The sequence below is a fragment of the Achromobacter sp. 10T422 genome, from assembly GCF_056394065.1.
The window spans coordinates 87702-105130 of the sequence record NZ_JBFTHD010000003.1 but is presented as its reverse complement, the minus strand read 5'-3'; the positions used below and the strand labels follow the sequence as shown (position 1 = coordinate 105130).

At 65.8% G+C, this 17429-nt stretch carries 17 protein-coding genes; 5 read left to right on the top strand and 12 right to left on the bottom strand.

Annotated features, from left to right (window positions below; translation table 11 throughout):
- Nucleotides 1-18: 18 nt before the first annotated feature.
- From AC1DB0_RS08115 to AC1DB0_RS08105, 3 genes are all read right to left on the bottom strand, one after another.
- The gene (locus AC1DB0_RS08115; protein ID WP_054420938.1) at nt 19-630 is read right to left on the bottom strand and encodes an NAD(P)-dependent oxidoreductase; all 612 of its coding nucleotides are present in this window, start codon (nt 628-630) and stop codon (nt 19-21) included.
- 156 nt (nt 631-786) lie between these two features.
- Nucleotides 787-1713 (bottom strand): 2-dehydropantoate 2-reductase, encoded by a 927-nt coding sequence (gene panE, locus AC1DB0_RS08110; protein ID WP_441372499.1) that lies wholly within the window; start codon nt 1711-1713, stop codon nt 787-789.
- A gap of 46 nt (nt 1714-1759) precedes the next feature.
- Nucleotides 1760-2692 (bottom strand): DedA family protein/thiosulfate sulfurtransferase GlpE, encoded by a 933-nt coding sequence (locus AC1DB0_RS08105; protein WP_342067948.1) that lies wholly within the window; start codon nt 2690-2692, stop codon nt 1760-1762.
- A 430-nt stretch (nt 2693-3122) separates the two neighbouring features.
- Here AC1DB0_RS08105 and AC1DB0_RS08100 point away from each other — a divergent pair, with 430 nt between their 5' ends.
- The 5 genes from AC1DB0_RS08100 to AC1DB0_RS08080 all read left to right on the top strand — a co-directional run bounded on the left by AC1DB0_RS08100 (nt 3123) and on the right by AC1DB0_RS08080 (nt 9191).
- Nucleotides 3123-4157: a BMP family protein gene (locus AC1DB0_RS08100; RefSeq protein WP_054420935.1), complete on the top strand. Its 1035-nt coding sequence runs from the start codon at nt 3123-3125 to the stop codon at nt 4155-4157.
- Nucleotides 4154-5683, top strand: a complete 1530-nt coding sequence (locus AC1DB0_RS08095; protein WP_175170468.1) for an ABC transporter ATP-binding protein — start codon at nt 4154-4156, stop codon at nt 5681-5683. The genes AC1DB0_RS08100 and AC1DB0_RS08095 overlap by 4 nt, the downstream gene beginning before the upstream one ends.
- A gap of 49 nt (nt 5684-5732) precedes the next feature.
- Entirely contained in the window at nt 5733-6806 is a 1074-nt protein-coding gene (locus AC1DB0_RS08090) for an ABC transporter permease (protein ID WP_050728326.1), read from the top strand.
- 10 nt (nt 6807-6816) lie between these two features.
- Entirely contained in the window at nt 6817-7767 is a 951-nt protein-coding gene (locus AC1DB0_RS08085; RefSeq protein ID WP_046804007.1) for an ABC transporter permease, read from the top strand.
- 143 nt (nt 7768-7910) lie between these two features.
- Nucleotides 7911-9191 carry an amidohydrolase family protein gene (locus AC1DB0_RS08080; RefSeq protein ID WP_054420933.1) on the top strand — a complete coding sequence of 427 codons (1281 nt, stop codon included), beginning with the start codon at nt 7911-7913 and terminating at the stop codon, nt 9189-9191.
- Here the strand turns inward: AC1DB0_RS08080 and AC1DB0_RS08075 are convergent.
- Genes AC1DB0_RS08075 through AC1DB0_RS08035 form a run of 9 tightly spaced genes read right to left on the bottom strand, consistent with a single transcriptional unit; the run spans nt 9166 to nt 17421 of the window.
- Nucleotides 9166-9555, bottom strand: coding sequence for a RidA family protein (locus AC1DB0_RS08075; RefSeq protein WP_054420932.1), 390 nt, complete (start codon nt 9553-9555; stop codon nt 9166-9168). The genes AC1DB0_RS08080 and AC1DB0_RS08075 overlap by 26 nt on opposite strands.
- Complete coding sequence (locus AC1DB0_RS08070; protein WP_476757332.1) at nt 9552-10715, bottom strand: NAD(P)/FAD-dependent oxidoreductase; 1164 nt, start codon at nt 10713-10715, stop codon at nt 9552-9554. Before AC1DB0_RS08070 ends, AC1DB0_RS08075 begins: the two co-directional genes overlap by 4 nt.
- Before the next feature lie 4 nt (nt 10716-10719).
- On the bottom strand, nt 10720-12162 hold the full coding sequence (locus AC1DB0_RS08065) for an FAD/NAD(P)-dependent oxidoreductase (protein WP_476758639.1): 1443 nt from the start codon (nt 12160-12162) through the stop codon (nt 10720-10722).
- Nucleotides 12159-12467: a (2Fe-2S)-binding protein gene (locus tag AC1DB0_RS08060; protein WP_046804012.1), complete on the bottom strand. Its 309-nt coding sequence runs from the start codon at nt 12465-12467 to the stop codon at nt 12159-12161. The genes AC1DB0_RS08065 and AC1DB0_RS08060 overlap by 4 nt, the downstream gene beginning before the upstream one ends.
- Nucleotides 12451-13608 carry an NAD(P)/FAD-dependent oxidoreductase gene (locus AC1DB0_RS08055; protein ID WP_342067944.1) on the bottom strand — a complete coding sequence of 386 codons (1158 nt, stop codon included), beginning with the start codon at nt 13606-13608 and terminating at the stop codon, nt 12451-12453. The genes AC1DB0_RS08060 and AC1DB0_RS08055 overlap by 17 nt, the downstream gene beginning before the upstream one ends.
- Complete coding sequence (locus AC1DB0_RS08050; RefSeq protein ID WP_054420928.1) at nt 13608-14408, bottom strand: ABC transporter permease; 801 nt, start codon at nt 14406-14408, stop codon at nt 13608-13610. The genes AC1DB0_RS08055 and AC1DB0_RS08050 overlap by 1 nt, the downstream gene beginning before the upstream one ends.
- A gap of 1 nt (nt 14409) precedes the next feature.
- Nucleotides 14410-15276 carry an ABC transporter permease gene (locus AC1DB0_RS08045; RefSeq protein ID WP_054421374.1) on the bottom strand — a complete coding sequence of 289 codons (867 nt, stop codon included), beginning with the start codon at nt 15274-15276 and terminating at the stop codon, nt 14410-14412.
- Entirely contained in the window at nt 15273-16334 is a 1062-nt protein-coding gene (locus tag AC1DB0_RS08040) for an ABC transporter ATP-binding protein (protein ID WP_054420927.1), read from the bottom strand. Before AC1DB0_RS08040 ends, AC1DB0_RS08045 begins: the two co-directional genes overlap by 4 nt.
- A gap of 55 nt (nt 16335-16389) precedes the next feature.
- Entirely contained in the window at nt 16390-17421 is a 1032-nt protein-coding gene (locus AC1DB0_RS08035; protein ID WP_054420926.1) for an ABC transporter substrate-binding protein, read from the bottom strand.
- Nucleotides 17422-17429: the final 8 nt, after the last annotated feature.

The window sequence follows — 17429 nt, the reverse complement described above, 5'->3', positions numbered from 1 at the left end:
CCTTGCACAGCCTGCTGCTTAGTACCCGACGGTGAAGCGGCGGCGCGAATGTTTCGGCGTTTCCAATTCATCGGCCAGGGCGATGGCGTAGTCTTCCATCGAAATCCAGCTCTTGCCTTCGTCGTCGGCCAGCAGATAGTCATCGCCCACGCGGAACGTGCCCGTGCGCTCACCCGGTTCGAACAATGCCGACGGCGAGATGAACGTCCAGTTCAGCACTTTTTCCTGACGTAGCGTGTCCAGGAACACAACGCCCCCGCGGGCTTCGGGTTTGTAGGCGTCGGGGAATTCAGGCGTGTCGATCAGCAGCTTGCCGGGCGCCACCAAGAGGCTGCCCGCGCCGCCCACCACCAGCAGACGCGGCACGCCCGCGTTCTTCACGGCGGCCAACAGCGGCTTGGCGTCGGTTGACACAAAACGCGTAGCGCTGATGACGGCATCGTGGCCGGTCAAGAGCGGGGTCAGGGCTTCGGGGTCGGTGGCGTCGCCTTGCTGGACGGTCAGGCCGGGCTGGACGTTGACGTCGGCCGGATTGCGGGCGATGCCCGTCACTTGATGGCCGCGCTTGAGCAGTTCGTCTGCAACGCGGGAACCGACGCGGCCGGTAATGCCGATCAATGCAATTTTCATGGTCTTGCTCCTAGGGAGGAAGAACCGGGGCGGGCGGCGCAACATGCGCCACAACACGCCCCGGTTCAGGCAAATCCATACTATTCGGTCAAATCCGAACAAAAAACCCAGAAAATCGGAAGAGTTTTTTGCAAGTTATGCACCAATCGACCGAATTCAAGCCGCTGCGCGCTGCGCTTGATAGACCTGCAAGTGCGCATACGCCACGCGCAGATACGTCGCGTCCACGCCCAGCGCGCGGGCGCGGTGAATCATGTCGCCCACGATGTGGTCGGCCTCGACCGGCAGCCCTTGGCGCAGGTCGCGGAACATGGACGCCGTCATCGGTTGCGTGCGGTCAGTCATCAGCTTTTGTGCGGCGGCATCCGCTTCCGGACGCACGGCATAGCCGGACGCGGCGGCCACGGCTTGCGTTTCTTTCAGCAGGCTGAGCAGGATGCCGATGCCATCATCGGTGCACGCAATCTGCCCGACCGAGCCACGCATCATGCAGGTGGCGGCGGCCAGCGTCGTCAGCATGACGTACTTTTCCCAGATGTCCTGGTAGATGTCTTCGCTAAGACGGCTGGCGTATTCGCCGCCCGCCAAGGCCTGCTCCAGCGCCACGCAGCGCTCGCTGCGCGGCGCGCCGGCGCGTTCGCCAAAGACGATGTTGGCGTGCTTGCCCAGATGCACCACTTCGCCTTCAGGGCCGAGCGTGGCGTTGATCTGGCACAGCCCGCCCAGCACGCGCTGCGGTCCGAACTCGCGGTCCAGCACGTCGTACTGCAACACACCATTCATGATGGGCAGCACGGCCGTGTCGGGGCCAACGGCCGGGCGGATGGCGTCAATGGCGCTGGCCAGGTCATACGCTTTGCAGCTGAGCACGACGACGTCGTAGTGGCCTTGCAAGGTCTGCTGCGTGACCACCTTCGGGTGCAGCGTCACGTCGCCCAACGGGCTTTGAATGCGCAAGCCTTGCTCGCTGATGCGCGCCGCGCGCGGCTCACGCACCAGAAACGTCACGTCCGCGCCCGCCTGGGCGGCGCGTCCGCCGAAATAACCACCCGTGCCGCCGGCACCCAAAAACAACAACCGCATTCGTATCTCCTGTTGCCGCCCGCCTGTCTTGCGGGCTGATGTGAAATTATGCGCTTGGCGCAGCGGGTGGCGCGTGATTGCGTTCCATCCACGCCTCGTAACCGCCGCGCAGCGCCCAGGTCTTGGGATACCCCGCCGCGCGCAGGCGCGAGGCCAGCAGCGCGGCCGAGACCTCGTTCGGGCAGGCGCAATAGACCACGATGTCGGAGTCCAGCGCGTGGGCGTCCAGTGCAGGCAAGGGCGCCTTCAAGTCCACGGCGATGGCGCCGGGGATGCGCGCAGCGTCGCGCTGCGCTTCGGGGCGCACGTCAAAGACCAGCGGGTTGCGGCCGTCTTGCCGCCACTGCATCAGCTCGTCGACCGACACACGCGGAATGATGCGCAGGCTGCGCAGCAGAATGCGGCGGCGGAAAAAACGCGTCAGGATGTACAGCGCCAACACCGCGGCCAGCACGCCCAGCCCCATCGCGCCGTAGGTGCCAAGAATTTCGATCACGTCGTTGACCACGCTATGGAACAAGCCGCCCAGCAGCAACGCGGAGCCAGCCCAGATCATCGCGCCCACTAGGTCGTACAGCAGAAAGCGCCGGTAGGCGGTGCCGGTCAGGCCCGCCATGACGGTGGACAGCGCGCCCGCGCCGGGCAGGAACTTGCACACCAGCAAGGCCCGCACACCAATGCGCAAATACAGGCGTTGCGTCTGGCGGATGCAGGAATCCTGCGACAGCGACATCTTGCAGATCACGCCCAGCAGCCGCGAACCGTAGCGCCGGCCGGCCACATACCAAAGCGAGTCCGCGAGCAAGCAGGCGACGGTGGCAGCCAGCCAGGGCACAAGCCACCCCGCCGCGCCGCCCAGCGCGCCCGCCGCAATCAGCATCGGGTACGCAGGCACGGGCAAGCCCGCCTGTTCGACGAGCACGTTGGCGAACACCAGCCACCCGCCGTATTGCTCGAGCAGCAATTGAATGTCTTGCATGGAATTTCCAGCTTGCCGCGCCTCGCGCAGCTTATGGCGGGATTTTAAGTGCGGCGGGCGGCGCCCCAGGGGATACGCACAACGTTGACGCGGGAACTCACCGTTTCGCAGCAAGGGTGTCCACGCTTTGGGACAACCCGCACCACCTTGGTGCCACGAATCCCCGCCAGGGTGCCTATAATCCTGCCCGTCCATCAGGTTTCCCCGACTTGTCGCAGGAATGCCCCATGGCATACAACTTGCTTCGCCAGGACTGGCTGCGAACCCGACCATTCGGGTGGGACGCGCCTCCCGGCGCCTCCATCCGATGACCGATCCCTCGCCTACGTTTCCGCCCGTTCGCCCCGGCACGCCTGCCGGCGACCGCGATTTTCAAACGTCTGGCCGCCATTCCCATTCTGTTTCCATCCCCCGCGAAGGAGTCACCCGCATGAAATCCTTGTCCACCCCGTCCGCCGGCGGCATCGCCCGCCGCGGCCTGCTCAAGCTGGCGGCCGCCGCCGCTGCCGGCGCGCTGCTGTTCTCGGGCGCCGTGCAAGCCCAAGCCCCCGCCAAGACCAAGGTTGCCGCCATCTACACGGTGCCGGTCGAGCAGCAATGGGTGTCGCGCATCCACAAGGCGCTGACGGCTGCCCGCGACCGTGGCGAGATCGAATACACCTTCTCGGAAAACGTCACCAACGCCGACTACGAACGCGTCATGCGCCAGTACGCCGAGCAGGGCAACAAGCTGGTGGTGGGTGAAGCCTTCGCCGTGGAAGCCGCCGCCCGCAAAGTGGCCAAGGACTATCCGCAGACCGCCTTCCTGATGGGTTCTTCGGGCAAGCCGCAGCAGCCCAACTTCTCGGTGTTCGACAACTACATCCAGGAACCCGCCTACCTGACCGGCATGATCGCCGGCGGCATGAGCAAGTCCGGCAAGATCGGCCTGGTGGGCGGCTACCCCATCCCCGAAGTGAACCGCCTGATGCAGGCCTTCATCGAAGGCGCCAAGGAAGTGAACCCGAAGGCTGAATTCACCGTGACCTTCATCGGTTCGTGGTTCGATCCCCCGAAGGCCAAGGAAGCCGCCTTCGCCATGATCGACAAGGGCGCAGACGTGCTCTACGCCGAGCGCTTTGGCGTGTCGGACGCCGCCAAGGAACGCGGCAAGCTGGCCATCGGCAACGTCATCGACACGCAGCCGCAGTACCCCGAGACCGTGGTGGCTTCCGCGCTGTGGAGCATGGAACCCACCATCGACGAGGCGCTCAAGCAGGTCAAGGCGGGCACGTTCAAGGCCGATGACTACGGCCAGTACTCGCTGATGAAGCACAAGGGCTCGTCGCTGGCGCCGTTGGGCACCTTCGAAAAGAAGATTCCCGCCGAGCTGATCGCCCAGGTCCAAGCCAAGCAAAAAGCCATTCTGGACGGCAGCTTCACCGTCAAGGTCAACGACAAAGAACCCAAGTCCTCGGCACGATGAATCAAGCGCCTCTCGCCCTGCAACTGACAGGGATCACCAAGCGTTTCGGCAGCCTGACGGCCAACGACGATATCTCGCTGACGCTGCGGCAAGGCGAAGTGTTGGCCTTGCTGGGCGAGAACGGCGCCGGCAAATCGACCTTGGTGTCGATTCTGTTCGGCCACTATGTGGCCGATGCCGGCAGTATCGACGTCTTCGGCAAACCCTTGCCGCCCGGCCGGCCCGACGCCGCGCTGGCGGCGGGGGTGGGCATGGTGCATCAGCACTTCACCCTGGCCGACAACCTGACCGTGCTGGACAACATCATGGTCGGCACGGAATCGCTGTGGAAGCTGGCGTCCGGCCGCAGCAAAGCGCGCCGCCGCCTGGTTGAACTGGGCCAACGCTTCGGCCTGGGCGTGGACCCGGACGCGCGCGTGGGCGGCTTGTCCGTCGGCGAAAAGCAGCGCGTGGAAATCCTGAAGGCGCTGTATCGCGGCGCGCGCGTCCTGATCCTGGACGAGCCCACCGCAGTGCTCACGCCGCAGGAAGTGCAGGACCTGTTTGCGACCCTGCGCGGTTTTGTTGACGAAGGCTTGGCCGTCATCTTCATCTCGCACAAGCTGGACGAAGTGATGGCCGTGTCGCGCCGCGTGGCCGTGCTGCGCCAGGGCAAGCTGGTGGCCGAACGCGACACCGCCGGCACCAGCCCCGCCGAACTGGCGGAGTTGATGGTGGGCCGCAAGGTCGTCATGCCGCGCGCGGAAGCCGTGGCCGCCGCCGAACAGGCGGCGCCCGTGGTGACCTTGTCGCAAGTGACGGTGCGCGACAGCCGCGATGGCGCCCCGCGCCTGGACAGCCTGGACCTAACCGTCCACAAACATGAAATCGTGGCGATTGCGGGCGTGGCCGGCAACGGCCAGCAGGCGTTGGTGTCGGTGTTGACCGGCCTGCGCCAACCCAGCGACGGCACGATCCGGCTGGGCGCGGAACACGCAGCCGCGCCCACGACACCCGCCGGATGGACTGCGGCCCGCGTCGGCCGCATTCCCGAAGACCGCCACGGCGAGGGCATGATCGGCGACAGCCCGCTATGGGAAAACGCCATCGTTGAAGATTTGAAGGACAAGCGCTTTGCGCGCTACGGCCTGATCCGCGCACGTGCCGGCCGCGCTTACGCGGCATCGCTGGCCAAGCAATTCGACGTGCGCGCGGCCTCGCTGGATGTGCGCACGCGCAGCCTGTCGGGCGGCAACATGCAGAAGCTGATTCTGGGCCGCACGCTCGCACGCGAACCGCGCTTCATCGTGGCCGACCAGCCAACCTGGGGCCTGGACATTGGCGCGGTCGCCTATGTGCGCGAGCAGTTGCTGGCCGCCCGCGCACGCGGCGCCGGCGTGCTGCTGGTGTCCGAAGACCTGGAAGAAATCTTCGCCCTGGCCGACCGCATCGCCGTGCTGTGCGGCGGCAAGCTCGTCGCCGTCAAGCCGGTGGCCGAATGGACGCCCGCCACTGTGGGCCTGGCCATGACGGGAACGCGCGCATGACGGGTCGTTCCGTCCCACGCTGCTTCCCCCTCTATTGAGCATCACTCGCATGAAACTGATCCTGGAACGCCGCCCCGAGCCCAGCCGCATGGCGCTGGCCTTGGCCCCGATTGCGGCCATCCTCTTCACCCTGGCGGTCTGCACCTTGCTGGTCGCCTGGGCCGGCGCGCCGGTTGGCCGCACCTACGCGCTGCTGTTCGAAGGCGCATTCGGGTCGCGCTTCGCCTTGTCTGAAACGCTGACCCGCGCCACACCCTTGATGCTGACCGGCCTGGCCTGTGCCGTGGCGTTTCGCGCCCGCTTCTACAACATCGGCGCCGAAGGCCAGCTGTATCTGGGCGCGCTGGCGGCCGTGGCCATCGGCGGCCTGCATGACGGCACGGGCTTTGACCTGCCGGTGCCGGTGCTGTTCGGCGGCATGATGCTGGCGGCGGCGCTTGCCGGCGCCTTGCTGCTGCTGATTCCCGCGCTGTTGAAAACCCGTCTGGGCGTGGACGAAGTCGTGACCACCTTGCTGGGCAACTTCATCGTGCTGCTGTTCGTCTCCATGATGCTGGACGGCCCCATGAAAGACCCGATGGCGATGGGCTGGCCGCAATCCGTGGCGCTCAATGGCGACCTGGAACTGGGCAAGCTGATTGAACGCACGCGTGCCCATACCGGCCTCTTGTGGGCGGCCGGGTTGGCGCTGGGCTTGTGGCTCTTGAACCGCTACACCGTGTTCGGCTTTCAGATGCGCGCCGTGGGCGCCAACGCGCACGCCTCGCGCTTCCTGGGGCTGCCGGTCAACCGCGTCATGCTCGGCACCGCGATGCTGTCCGGCGCGCTCGCGGGCCTGGCAGGCGCCATCGAAGTGGCGGGCCGCACCGGTTACGTCACGCTGGATATGTCGCCGGGCTACGGCTACACGGGCGTCGTCGTCGCCATGCTGGCCGGCCTGCATCCGCTGGGCGTGATCCTGGCCAGCATCTTTGTTGCCGGCATGCTCGTGGGCGCCGACAGCATGAGCCGCGCCATCGCCGTGCCGAACTACATCGCCGACGTCATCGTCGCCACCTCGTTGCTTGCCATGCTGGTCGCGACGCTATTTGCGCAGTACCGCCTGCGCCGCAACCGGGCTTGAGGAGCACGCCATGGAATGGATGGATCTGTTGAGTTCCTCGGCCTTCTGGGTCGCCGTGCTGCGTCTGGCGACGCCGCTGATTCTGGGCACCTTGGGCGTGCTGCTGTGCGAACGCGCGGGCGTCTTGAACCTGGGCATAGAAGGCATCATGGCGGCCGGTGCATTCACCGGCTGGCTCGTCGTGTATCTGGGCGCGCCGCTGTATGTGGGCGTGCTGGCGGCGGCCTTTGCCGGCGCCGTGTTCGGCCTGCTGCACGCGGTGCTGACGGTGCCGCTGGGATTGTCGCAACACGTGTCGGGGCTGGGGGTGACGCTGTTGGCGACCAGCCTGTCGTACTTCGCGTACCGCGTCACGTTCCCCAGCGTGAACACGCCGCCTACGATCACGCCGTTTGCCGAAATGAAATTCCTGGACGGCATTCCGCTGATTGGCCCGGTGCTGGCCGGGCAGACGCCCATGACGCTGATTGCGCTGGCCGCCGTGCCCATTCTGGCCTGGGTGCTGAACCGCACGCCGGTCGGCCTGGCGATCCGCATGGTGGGCGAAAACCCCGCCGCCGCCGAAGGGCAGGGCCTGTCGGTCACGCGCCTGCGCATCGGCGCCATCGTGGCGGGCTCGGCGCTGATGGGGGTTGCCGGCAGCTTCCTGACGCTGGCCGCGTTCAACGCGTTCTTCTTCAATATGGTCAACGGCCGTGGCTGGGTCTGCGTGGCGCTGGTCGTGTTCGCCTCCTGGCGGCCCGGCAAGGCACTGCTGGGCGCGCTGATCTTCGCCTTCTTCGATGCGCTGCAACTGCGGCTGCAACAAGGCGGGGCCGCCTTGCCCGGCCTGCCCGAGCTACCGTATCAGGTGTACCTGATGCTGCCGTACATCCTGTCCATCCTGGCCCTGGTGGTGATGGCGCGCCGCGCCGCCTACCCACAAGCCCTGATGAAGCCCTACCGCAAGGGCGAACGCTAAGGGTGTGACCCACCCCCGAAGCGCTGCGCGCTTCCCCCTCAAGGGGGCGTCGCGACGGACCGGCGGAGCCGGCTCCGTGCGACCCCGATGCTGGGGTACTTTTGCAGCACTGTGAAATACTGAACTTCCACTAGGATCCCCCAATGCTCGATCTCATCATCAAGAATTGCACGCTGCCCGATGGCCGCACGAACATCGACATCGGCGTGGCTCAGGGCCGCATCACGGCGGTGGAACCTGCGCTGAAGGCCGAAGCAGGCCAGGTGATTGATGCCGCCGGCCAGCTGGTGAGCTCACCCTTTGTGGACGCGCACTTCCACATGGACTCGACCTTGTCCTTTGGTCTGCCGCGCGTGAACCAGTCCGGCACCTTGCTGGAAGGCATTGCGCTGTGGGGCGAACTGAAGCCGCTGCTGACGCAAGAAGCGCTGGTCGAACGGGCGCTTGCGTATTGCGACTGGGCCGTGGCGCGTGGCTTGCTGGCCATCCGCTCGCACGTTGACGTCTGCGACCCGCGTCTGTTGGCAACCGAAGCGCTGCTGCACGTGCGCGAGAAGGTCAAACCCTATCTGGACCTGCAACTGGTCGCCTTCCCGCAAGACGGCGTGCTGCGCGCGCCGGGCGCGATGGACAACCTGAAGCGCGCCCTCGACATGGGCGTGGATGTGGTGGGCGGCATTCCGCACTTTGAACGCACCATGCAGGACGGCGCCGAGTCCGTGCGCATCCTGTGCGAACTGGCCGCCGAACGCGGCCTGCGCGTAGACATGCATTGCGATGAAAGCGACGACCCCTTGTCGCGCCACATCGAAACGCTGGCCTATCACACGCAACGCCTGGGCCTGCATGGCCGCGTCACCGGTTCGCACCTGACGTCCATGCATTCGATGGACAACTACTACGTGTCCAAGCTGATTCCGCTGATGCGCGAAGCGGGTGTCGCCGCCATCGCCAACCCGCTGATCAACATCACGCTGCAAGGCCGCCACGATACCTATCCGAAGCGCCGCGGCATGACGCGCGTGCCGGAACTGCTGGCCGCTGGCGTGCCGGTGGCCTTCGGCCACGATTGCGTGATGGACCCCTGGTACAGCCTGGGTTCGGGTGACATGCTGGAAGTGGCGCACATGGGCCTGCACGTGGCCCAGATGACGGGCCAGGACGCCATGCGCGCCTGTTTCGAAGCCGTGACGACCACGCCCGCGAAAATTCTTGGGCTGGACGAAACCGGCATCGCGGTCGGAAAGCGCGCCGACCTCGTGCTGCTGCAAGCGCGCGACCCCGTCGAAGCGCTACGCTTGCGTGCGACCCGTCTGATGGTGCTGCGCGCGGGCCAGGTGATTGCCACCACGCCGCCCGCCACCGCCACCTTGAACCTGCCGGGCCGCCCTGGCCAGGTCAGCTTTCAGACACCGGCCCGCTGACGTATGCCGGCCGCTTGGCGGCCGTCACGATGATCTCCACCAGCAGCTCMGGCGCGGCCAGCTTGGCCTCGCAGGTGGCGCGGGTGGGCATCGCGTCCGGCAGCGCCCACTCGGCCCACACGCTATTCATGCCGGCGAAGTCGCGGTCGATGTCCTTCAGCCAGATCTGCACCGACAACAGCCGCGACTTATCGGTGCCAGCCTGCGCCAGATAGCCGTCGATCTTCGCCAACGCGTCACGCGTTTGCGCCGCGATGCCGCCTTCAGCCGCAGACGTCACGCCCGCCACGTACACCGTATCGCCATGGATCACGATGCGGCTCAGGCGCTGGTTGGTTTCCTTGCGCACGATATCGTCATTCATTCGTCTTGCTCCTTGTTTGATGGGGAGGACGCGATAGCCGCGTCCGAAAAACGGTCAATCCGGAATGGCGCAATCGGCATGTCCGTCGCGCCAGTCGTGATCAGGTCAGCCATGATGCGGCCCACAATCGGGCCCAGCTCAAAGCCGTGCGCCGAAAAGCCGAACGCATGAAACGCGGTCTCGTGACGGCGGCTTGGGCCAATGACGGGAATCTCATCCGGCATGGCCGCCTCGATACCCGCCCAGCCCCGGTTCACGATCGCATCGCGCATGTGCGGAAACAGATCGCAGACCGTGCGTGCGCCTTCGGCCAGCGAGCGGAAATCCAGCTCTGTCCATTCCGCGTCGCGATCCACCCAGGCGCGCCGTCCGCCGCCAATCAGCACGGTGCCATTTGAGCGCTGCTTGAACGACAACGCGCGGCCCGTTCCCAGCACGACGGGGGCCAGAAAGTGATCCATGCGCAGCGTCACCAGCATCATCGGGCTAATGGCCACCAGCGGCACCGGCTCGCCCCATTGCGCCGCGATGCGGTCGGCCCACGCGCCCGCGCAGTTCAACACTTGCGGCGCAGTGTAAGTGCCCGCATCGGTGTCCACGCGCCATTGGCCGTCCACGCGCGCAACGCCCTGCACGCGCACGCCTTCCAGAAAGCGCGCGCCCAGGCTTGCCGCCTTGGTGCGGAACGCCAGCGTCGTGCGATACGGATCGGCCGCCGCGTCCTCGCGTGCAATCAGGCCGCCCTGGATGGTGGGCGCAAGCGCCGGAATCATGTCCCGCAAATCCTCGGCGCTGATCCATTGCTCGTGCGTGTAGCCGTGCGCGGTCATCGTCTGCAAGCGCGTCTGCAACGCGGATACGTCGGCGGCGTTTTCGGCCACGCGCACCTGGCCGTGCTGCTCGAAACCGCAATCGTCATCCACCAGATCGCCAATGCGATACCAGAGCTCGCGCGAGGCCAGCGCCAGCGGCACCTCGGCCAGATGCCGCGACAAGGTGCGCACGCCGCCTGCATTCACGCCCGACGCGTGGCGGCCCACGTAGTTCTTTTCGATCACCAGGGCAGACACGCCCGCACGCGCCAAGTGCAGCGCCGCCGAGCTGCCGTGCAGGCCTCCCCCGATGATGATGACTGCTGCCGACCGCGTTGCACCGGTCATGGCATTACTTTTTCAAACGGACCACGGCCTGGCGGGAATCGTCCGTCTGCGGCAGCGACGCGAGTTCTCCCAGGGTCAGCGGCTTGGTCGGAAAACGCAGCCGGTAATAGCCCACTTCCTGCGTCGGCACGCCCCGTTCCTCGGCGATGATCTCGGCCACGGTCAGCCCACAGAAACGCCCTTGGCACGGCCCCATGCCGCAACGCAGAAACGCCTTCATCTGGTTCGGGCCGGTGCAGCCCAGCTTGACCGTGTCGCGCACCTGCGCAGCGGTGACTTCCTCACAGCGGCACACGATGGTGTCGCCGGTCGGGCGTCTGAACGCGTCAGGCGCCTTGTAGAGCGCGTCGAAGAACTCGCGGCCTCTCACGGCACGGGCTAGCGCATCGCGCGGCGCCACGGCCTCGCTATCGCGTTTGGCGGCATCAATGCGGCCCAACAGATGCACGGCTTGCAGGGCGGCCAGCCGGCCACGGTGTTCCGCCGCCAACGCGCCCGCGATTCCTGCGCCATCACCCGCCATGCCGATGCCGTCCACCGACGTCAGCCCCCATGCGTCAACCTGCGGCTCCCAACAGTCCAGCGCATCATTCCAGCGGTGTTCCGCACCCACCGCGCGCGACAAGTTCACGTTGGGCACCACGCCTTGATGCAGCATCAGCTGTTCGGCGGGCAAAGTCTTGGTGACGCCGCCTGCCGTGTAGCGCACGCTTTGCAGCTTGCCATCGCCCAGCGCTTCCAGCGCGGTGACGCCGCGCGTGATCGGCACCGCGGCCTTCACCGCACGCAGCAGCTTCAAACCCTTGCCCAGATACGGCGAACGCAGAAAGCCCCACACCTTGGGCAGCGCCTGGCTCATGCGGCCGGGCGGCGTGGTTTCCAGCAGCGCGTCAATCTTCACGCCCGCGTTCAGGTATTGCCACGCCACCAGATACAGCAGCGGGCCGCTGCCGGCCAGCACCGTGCGGTCGGCCGGCACCACGCCCGACGACTTCAGCAGAATCTGCGCCGCGCCTGCGGTGATGACGCCCGGCAGCGTCCAGCCCGGAATGGGGAAGGGGCGCTCTTGCGCACCGGTTGCCAACAGCAGCCGGCGCGCATGCACGATGCGCGCTTCGCCCGCCACCGAGTACGCCACCTCGAAACCTTTGTCGGGATGCGGCGCGGTGTGCTCGGCCACGGCCCAGACGGTGGCGCCCGGCACATAGCGCGCGCCCGACTGCTTGAACGGGCCGACAAGCGAGGCGCCATGCCAATAGTCTTCACCCAGAATGCTGCGGTCGGTGACGGGCGTGGTCGTGATGGCGCGATAGATCTGTCCGCCCGGCGCCGCCYGCTCATCCAGCAGCACCGTGTCCACGCCCAGCTTGGCCGCCAGCGTCGCCGCCGCCAATCCTGCGGGGCCTGCGCCCACCACCAGCAAATCACATTGCGTCGTATCGATCATGCCTGCACCTTGCGCGCGCCCAGCTGGCGCTCGATCTTCATGCCTTCGCGCACGGCCGTCATGCAGCCTTGCTGATTCGCCTGGCCATCAATGGTGACCAGGCAGTCGTAGCACACGCCCATCATGCAATAGGGCCCGCGCGGCACTTCGTTCACCGCTGTGTCGCGACAGGCCGACACGCCGCCTGCAAACAGCGCCGCCGCCACGCTGTCGCCTTGGCGGCATTGCAGCTCGGCCCCGTTGACCGTCACGCGCACGGGCGCGCCTTGCGCCTGGCGCTGCGCCTCGTCAAGCCTCTTGAACATGGAACCTCCGGGTCGAGAAGGGCGCCATGTCGTCGGCCAGCTTGCCGGCCACGATCATGGGCGCCAGATTGAGAGCGTGCGCGGCGGCCAGCGTCACGCCGCTGTGACAGGTGGCGACGAAAGCGCCCGGGCACGTTTCAGATTGCTGATAAATCGGAAAGCCATCCTTGGACATCACGCGCAGCGCGGCCCAGCTGCGCACCACGCGCACGTCGCGCAAGGCAGGCAGCGTGCGCACGGCGCGGTCGGCCAGCGTGCCCAGAATCGGCAGGCCCACCAGGTTGTCCACATAGCCGGCCTCTTCTTGCGAATCGCCGATCAGCCACGTGCCTTCATCGGTTTGGCGCAAGGTGGAGAGCGGCGTTTCCAGCATGCGGCGCGTGCGTTCCAGCACCACGATCTGCCCACGCTGCGGGCGCACCGGCACGTCCAGGCCAACTTGCGCACCCAGGTCTTTGTTCGACAAGCCCGATGCCAGCACGACCTTGCGCGCACGCACCGTGCCTGATGGCGTGGCGATCTCGAACACACCGTCGCGCTGCTTGATGCTTTGTGCCGGCCGGCGCGGCAAGTAATCCACCACCCGCTGTGCAAAACTCATGTGCAGCGCGCGCAGCAGCTTCAGCGGGTTGGCAATGCCGTCCACCGGCGTCCACGTGGCGCCGCGCACCTCGGGGCCAATGCCCGGCACTAAGTCCGCAACCTCGGCGCGGTCCAGCAGTTTCCAGTCGTACTGTGCCATGCCCGGTTGCGCCAGCAAGGTCTGCATGAACTTGCCGCGCGCTTCCACCTCTTCGTCACTCAACAGCGCGTGCAGTCCGCCGCGCTGTTCCAGGTGCACGTCCACACCGGTCTCGTCCAGCAGTTGCGCAGCCAGCCGGGGCCAGCCGGATGCGGACGTCATCGTCCACACGCCGTAGCGCGGCAGCCCCATGCCCTTGCTCTGCACCCACACCAGCCCGAAGTTGCCACGCGACGCCCGGTACGCCACGTCGCCTTCGTCCAGCACGGCCACATGGTCCAGCTCGCGCCGCAAGCCATAGGCAATGGCCGACCCCACCAGCCCGCCGCCGATCACCGCAGCGTCATAAATGCCGCGATGCACGGGCGCGCGGGGCGCCAGTTCTTTCTCGTCCGTCATTAGCGTCCCTTTCCTACAAACAGCTTTTCCAGGCCGACCACGCGGTCCAGAATGAAGATGGCGATGATCGTTACGTAGATCAGCACGGCCGACACGGCCGTCACGAGCGGGTCGATGGTGTCTTCGATATGCAGGAAGATACGCACCGGCAGCGTCGTCGTGGACGGCGAGGCGATGAAGATCGACATGGTCAATTCATCGAAGCTTGTGATGAAGGCGATGACCCAGCCGCTGACCACCCCCGGCAGCAGCAACGGCAGCACCACGCGCCGGAACGCCGTCCAGTTGGACGCGCCCAATGATTGCGCAGCGCGCTCCAGCGCCGGATCGATCCCGGTGGCGGAAGCCAGCACCAGACGCAACGCGTAGGGCATCACCAGAATCACGTGCGCGACCACCAGCCCCACATAGGTGCCGGCCAGGTCCACGGTGGTGAAAAACTTCAGGAACGCCAAGCCCAGCACCACATGCGGAATCATCAGCGGCGACAGAAAGAACGCCACCAACGCCTCGCGGCCACGGAAGCGGTTGCGGGCCAGCGCCAGCGCGCTTGGCACCGCCAGCGCAATGGCCAATGTTGCCGACAGCGTGCCCAGTCCCAGACTGAACCAGAAGGCTTCCACAAAGCGCGGGTTGTCCAGAATGGCGCGGAACCAGCGCAGCGACAGCCCGCTCGTCGGCAACGAGATAAAGCCTTCTGACGTGAACGCCACCGCGCACACCATCACGATGGGCGCCAGGATGAAAAGAATGAACAGCGTGTGGAACAGCAGGCCGATGGGGCCGTTTCGGAATTGCATCTCAGCCTCCGGCCTGGTTGAAGACGGCACCGTACTTGCGCTCGATGATCCGGTTGGCCGACAGCAGCACCACCACGGTCGCCAGCAGCAGCACGACCGCCAGCGCCGCGCCCAGCGGCCAGTTCAGCGTGTTCAGGAATTCGTCGTAGGCGGCCGTGGCCACGTTCTTCAGGCGGCGTCCGCCGATGATGGCCGGCGTGGCGAACGAGCTTGCCGCCATCGCAAACACCATGATCGCGCCCGATAAAATGCCCGGCATGACTTGCGGCACGATCACGCGGCGGATCACCGTGAATTGCGATGCGCCCAATGACAGGGCCGCGGCTTCCGTTGACGGGTTGATCCGCTGCAACGACGCCCATACCGAGATCACCATGAATGGCACCAGCACGTGCGTGAGCGCAATGGCCACGCCCAAATTGCTGTACATCAGGTCCACCGGCGTTGAGATGATGCCGATTCCCATCAACGCCTTGTTGATCAAGCCCGTCGAACCAAACAGCAGCGCCCAGCCCAAGGTGCGCACCACCACCGAAATCAGCAACGGGCCTAGCACCACCATCAGGAACAGGCCTTTCCACGGATTGGCCATGCGCGACAGCACGTAGGCCTCGGCCGTGCCCAGCACCAGGCAGGCTAGCGTCACGGCGGCGGCGACGCCGAACGTGCGGGCGTAGATCTCGTAGTAGTAGCCGTCAGTCAGGATCTCGATGTAGTTCTTCCACGTGAACGTGGCCTGCATGCCGCCATAGAACTGGAAGTCAAAGAAACTGATCAGGAACACCAGCGCCATCGGCACCACCAGAAAGGTGGCGTACACCACCAGCGCTGGCGCGCTCAGCACCCAAGGGTTGGCGCGCGCGCTCATGACGCGCGGCCTTGCGGCGCGGCCGCCACCACACACATGTCCTGCGCGCGCCAGCGCAGGTGCACGGTCTCGCCTTCGGCCGGCACCGGCACGCCGTCGTTCTGCCGGATCACCATGACTTCGCCCACGGATGTTTCCACCTGGCACAACCAGTGGTTGCCCTGGAACACGCGCGTCTTCATGCGGCCGGGCAGGGCACAGGCTGCGGGCTCAGAAAACAGGATCTTCTCGGGCCGCACAATCACCGCGCCCTGCGGCACGGGCGCGCCGTCCATCGAGATATGCGCTTCGCCCACGCGGGCGCGCGTTTCATCGTTGTACTGCTCGGACTGCGGCGTGAACACATTCGCTTTGCCCAAAAAGCCGCCGACGAAATGGCTGGCCGGCCCTTCATAGGCCTGGAACGGTTCCGCCACCTGTTCCACGCGGCCCTGGTTCATCACCACGATGCGGTCCGACAAGGCCAGCGCTTCGGACTGATCGTGCGTCACCAGAATCGTGGTGGTGCCGATGGTGCGTTGAATGCTGCGCAGCTCCAGCTGCATTTCCTCGCGCAGCTTGGCGTCCAGGTTCGACAGCGGCTCATCCAGCAACAGCACGCTGGGGCGGATGACCAGCGCGCGCGCCAACGCCACGCGCTGCTGCTGCCCGCCGGACATGCGCGCCGGATGGCGGTCAGCCAGATGCGACAAGCCCACCAGCTTCAACGCTTCCGCCACGCGCGCCTCGCGCTCGTCCTTCTTCACCCGCTGCATCTCCAGGCCAAACGACACGTTTTCAGAAGCGGTCATATGCGGGAACAAGGCGTAGTTCTGAAACACCAGGCCCAGGCCGCGCTTGTTGGCCGGCACGCGGCTGACGTCGCGGCCATCCAGCACGATGCTGCCGCCCGTGGGTTCGACAAAGCCCGCAATCATTTGCAGCGTGGTGGTCTTGCCGCAGCCGGAAGGCCCCAGCAGCGAAATGAATTCGCCCCGGTTTACCGACAGGCTCAGCTCTTCGACGGCAGTCGTGTCGCCATAGCGCTTGCTCAGGCGGTTCAACACTAGATAGGTCATGAAAGCTCCCGTGGGCGGCGCGGTGCGCCGCCCCGTTTTCACTGCCGGCTGCGCGTCAGCGCTCGATTTCCCGCGTCCAGCGCTTGTTCCAATCGTCGCGGTTCTGGTTCACCGTGTCCCAATCGATCACGATCAGGTCCGCAGCACGCTTGCCAATCGGCAGCGGCACGCGCGGGTCATCCTCGATCTTGGCTTTCTTGTTGACCGGGCCATAGCCGTAGGCCGACGCCAGTTTCTGTTGCACCTCGGGCGTCACCAGGTACTGCACGAAGGCTTGCGCAACCGGGTTGGGGCTGGCCTTGGCGATCGGGCACACCGACGACAGCAGGGCGTAAGCGCCTTCCTGCGGATACACGAAGCCCACCGGGAAGCCGGTGTCGGCGAACGCCTTCGCGCGGCCGCTGCCCCACACGGAAATCACGGCCTGGCCGCTGGAGAACAGCTCGGTCATCTTGCCGGGCGACGGTTCATAGACCAGTACGTTGGGGCCGACCTCGTTCTTGAACGTGGTGAAACCCGCGTCGATCTTCTTTTCGCTGCCGCCGCCTTCGCGGGCGTATTCCACCAGCGCGTGCAAGCCGTAGGTGTTGTTCAGCGGCGGCACCACCAGCTGCTTCTTGTATTTGGGGTCCTTCAAATCTTTCCACGACGTGGGCGGGGCCCATTTCTTTTCATCGAAGACTTTCTTGTTGTACATGATGCCGGTGGCCACGATGCCGATGGCGACGGCCTTGTCATCCTTGTAGCGTGCGGTGCTGTAGATGTCGTCGGCGGGCAGGCCCGTGATCGGGGCGCAGAAGCCCAGCGCAATGGCCTGGTACATGGGGCCGTCATCAATGATGGCGACGTCAATCTGCTGATTGCTTTTCTGCGCTTGCAGGCGCGCCACCGTGTTGGTGGAGTTGCCCGCCACATAGTCCAGCTCGACGCCGTGCTGCTTGGCGAAGGGCGGGAAGATGTCTTTACGCATGATGTCTTCGAACGAGCCGCCGTAACCGGCCACCACCAACTTCTGCTGCGCTGCTGCATTGGCGCTGAGTCCGGCTGCCACCGTCGCCGCCACGATCACTGCAAGTACCTTGCCCATGAGAACCC

Excerpts from the sequence above, each read along its gene's own strand:
- AC1DB0_RS08115 (WP_054420938.1), bottom strand. The coding sequence starts at position 630 with ATGAAAATTGCATTGATCGGCATTACCGGCCGCGTCGGTTCCCGCGTT.
- panE (WP_441372499.1), bottom strand. The coding sequence starts at position 1,713 with ATGCGGTTGTTGTTTTTGGGTGCCGGCGGCACGGGTGGTTATTTCGGC.
- AC1DB0_RS08105 (WP_342067948.1), bottom strand. The coding sequence starts at position 2,692 with ATGCAAGACATTCAATTGCTGCTCGAGCAATACGGCGGGTGGCTGGTG.
- AC1DB0_RS08100 (WP_054420935.1), top strand. The coding sequence starts at position 3,123 with ATGAAATCCTTGTCCACCCCGTCCGCCGGCGGCATCGCCCGCCGCGGC.
- AC1DB0_RS08095 (WP_175170468.1), top strand. The coding sequence starts at position 4,154 with ATGAATCAAGCGCCTCTCGCCCTGCAACTGACAGGGATCACCAAGCGT.
- AC1DB0_RS08090 (WP_050728326.1), top strand. The coding sequence starts at position 5,733 with ATGAAACTGATCCTGGAACGCCGCCCCGAGCCCAGCCGCATGGCGCTG.
- AC1DB0_RS08085 (WP_046804007.1), top strand. The coding sequence starts at position 6,817 with ATGGAATGGATGGATCTGTTGAGTTCCTCGGCCTTCTGGGTCGCCGTG.
- AC1DB0_RS08080 (WP_054420933.1), top strand. The coding sequence starts at position 7,911 with ATGCTCGATCTCATCATCAAGAATTGCACGCTGCCCGATGGCCGCACG.
- AC1DB0_RS08070 (WP_476757332.1), bottom strand. The coding sequence starts at position 10,715 with ATGACCGGTGCAACGCGGTCGGCAGCAGTCATCATCATCGGGGGAGGC.
- AC1DB0_RS08060 (WP_046804012.1), bottom strand. The coding sequence starts at position 12,467 with ATGTTCAAGAGGCTTGACGAGGCGCAGCGCCAGGCGCAAGGCGCGCCC.
- AC1DB0_RS08055 (WP_342067944.1), bottom strand. The coding sequence starts at position 13,608 with ATGACGGACGAGAAAGAACTGGCGCCCCGCGCGCCCGTGCATCGCGGC.
- AC1DB0_RS08050 (WP_054420928.1), bottom strand. The coding sequence starts at position 14,408 with ATGCAATTCCGAAACGGCCCCATCGGCCTGCTGTTCCACACGCTGTTC.
- AC1DB0_RS08045 (WP_054421374.1), bottom strand. The coding sequence starts at position 15,276 with ATGAGCGCGCGCGCCAACCCTTGGGTGCTGAGCGCGCCAGCGCTGGTG.
- AC1DB0_RS08040 (WP_054420927.1), bottom strand. The coding sequence starts at position 16,334 with ATGACCTATCTAGTGTTGAACCGCCTGAGCAAGCGCTATGGCGACACG.
- AC1DB0_RS08035 (WP_054420926.1), bottom strand. The coding sequence starts at position 17,421 with ATGGGCAAGGTACTTGCAGTGATCGTGGCGGCGACGGTGGCAGCCGGA.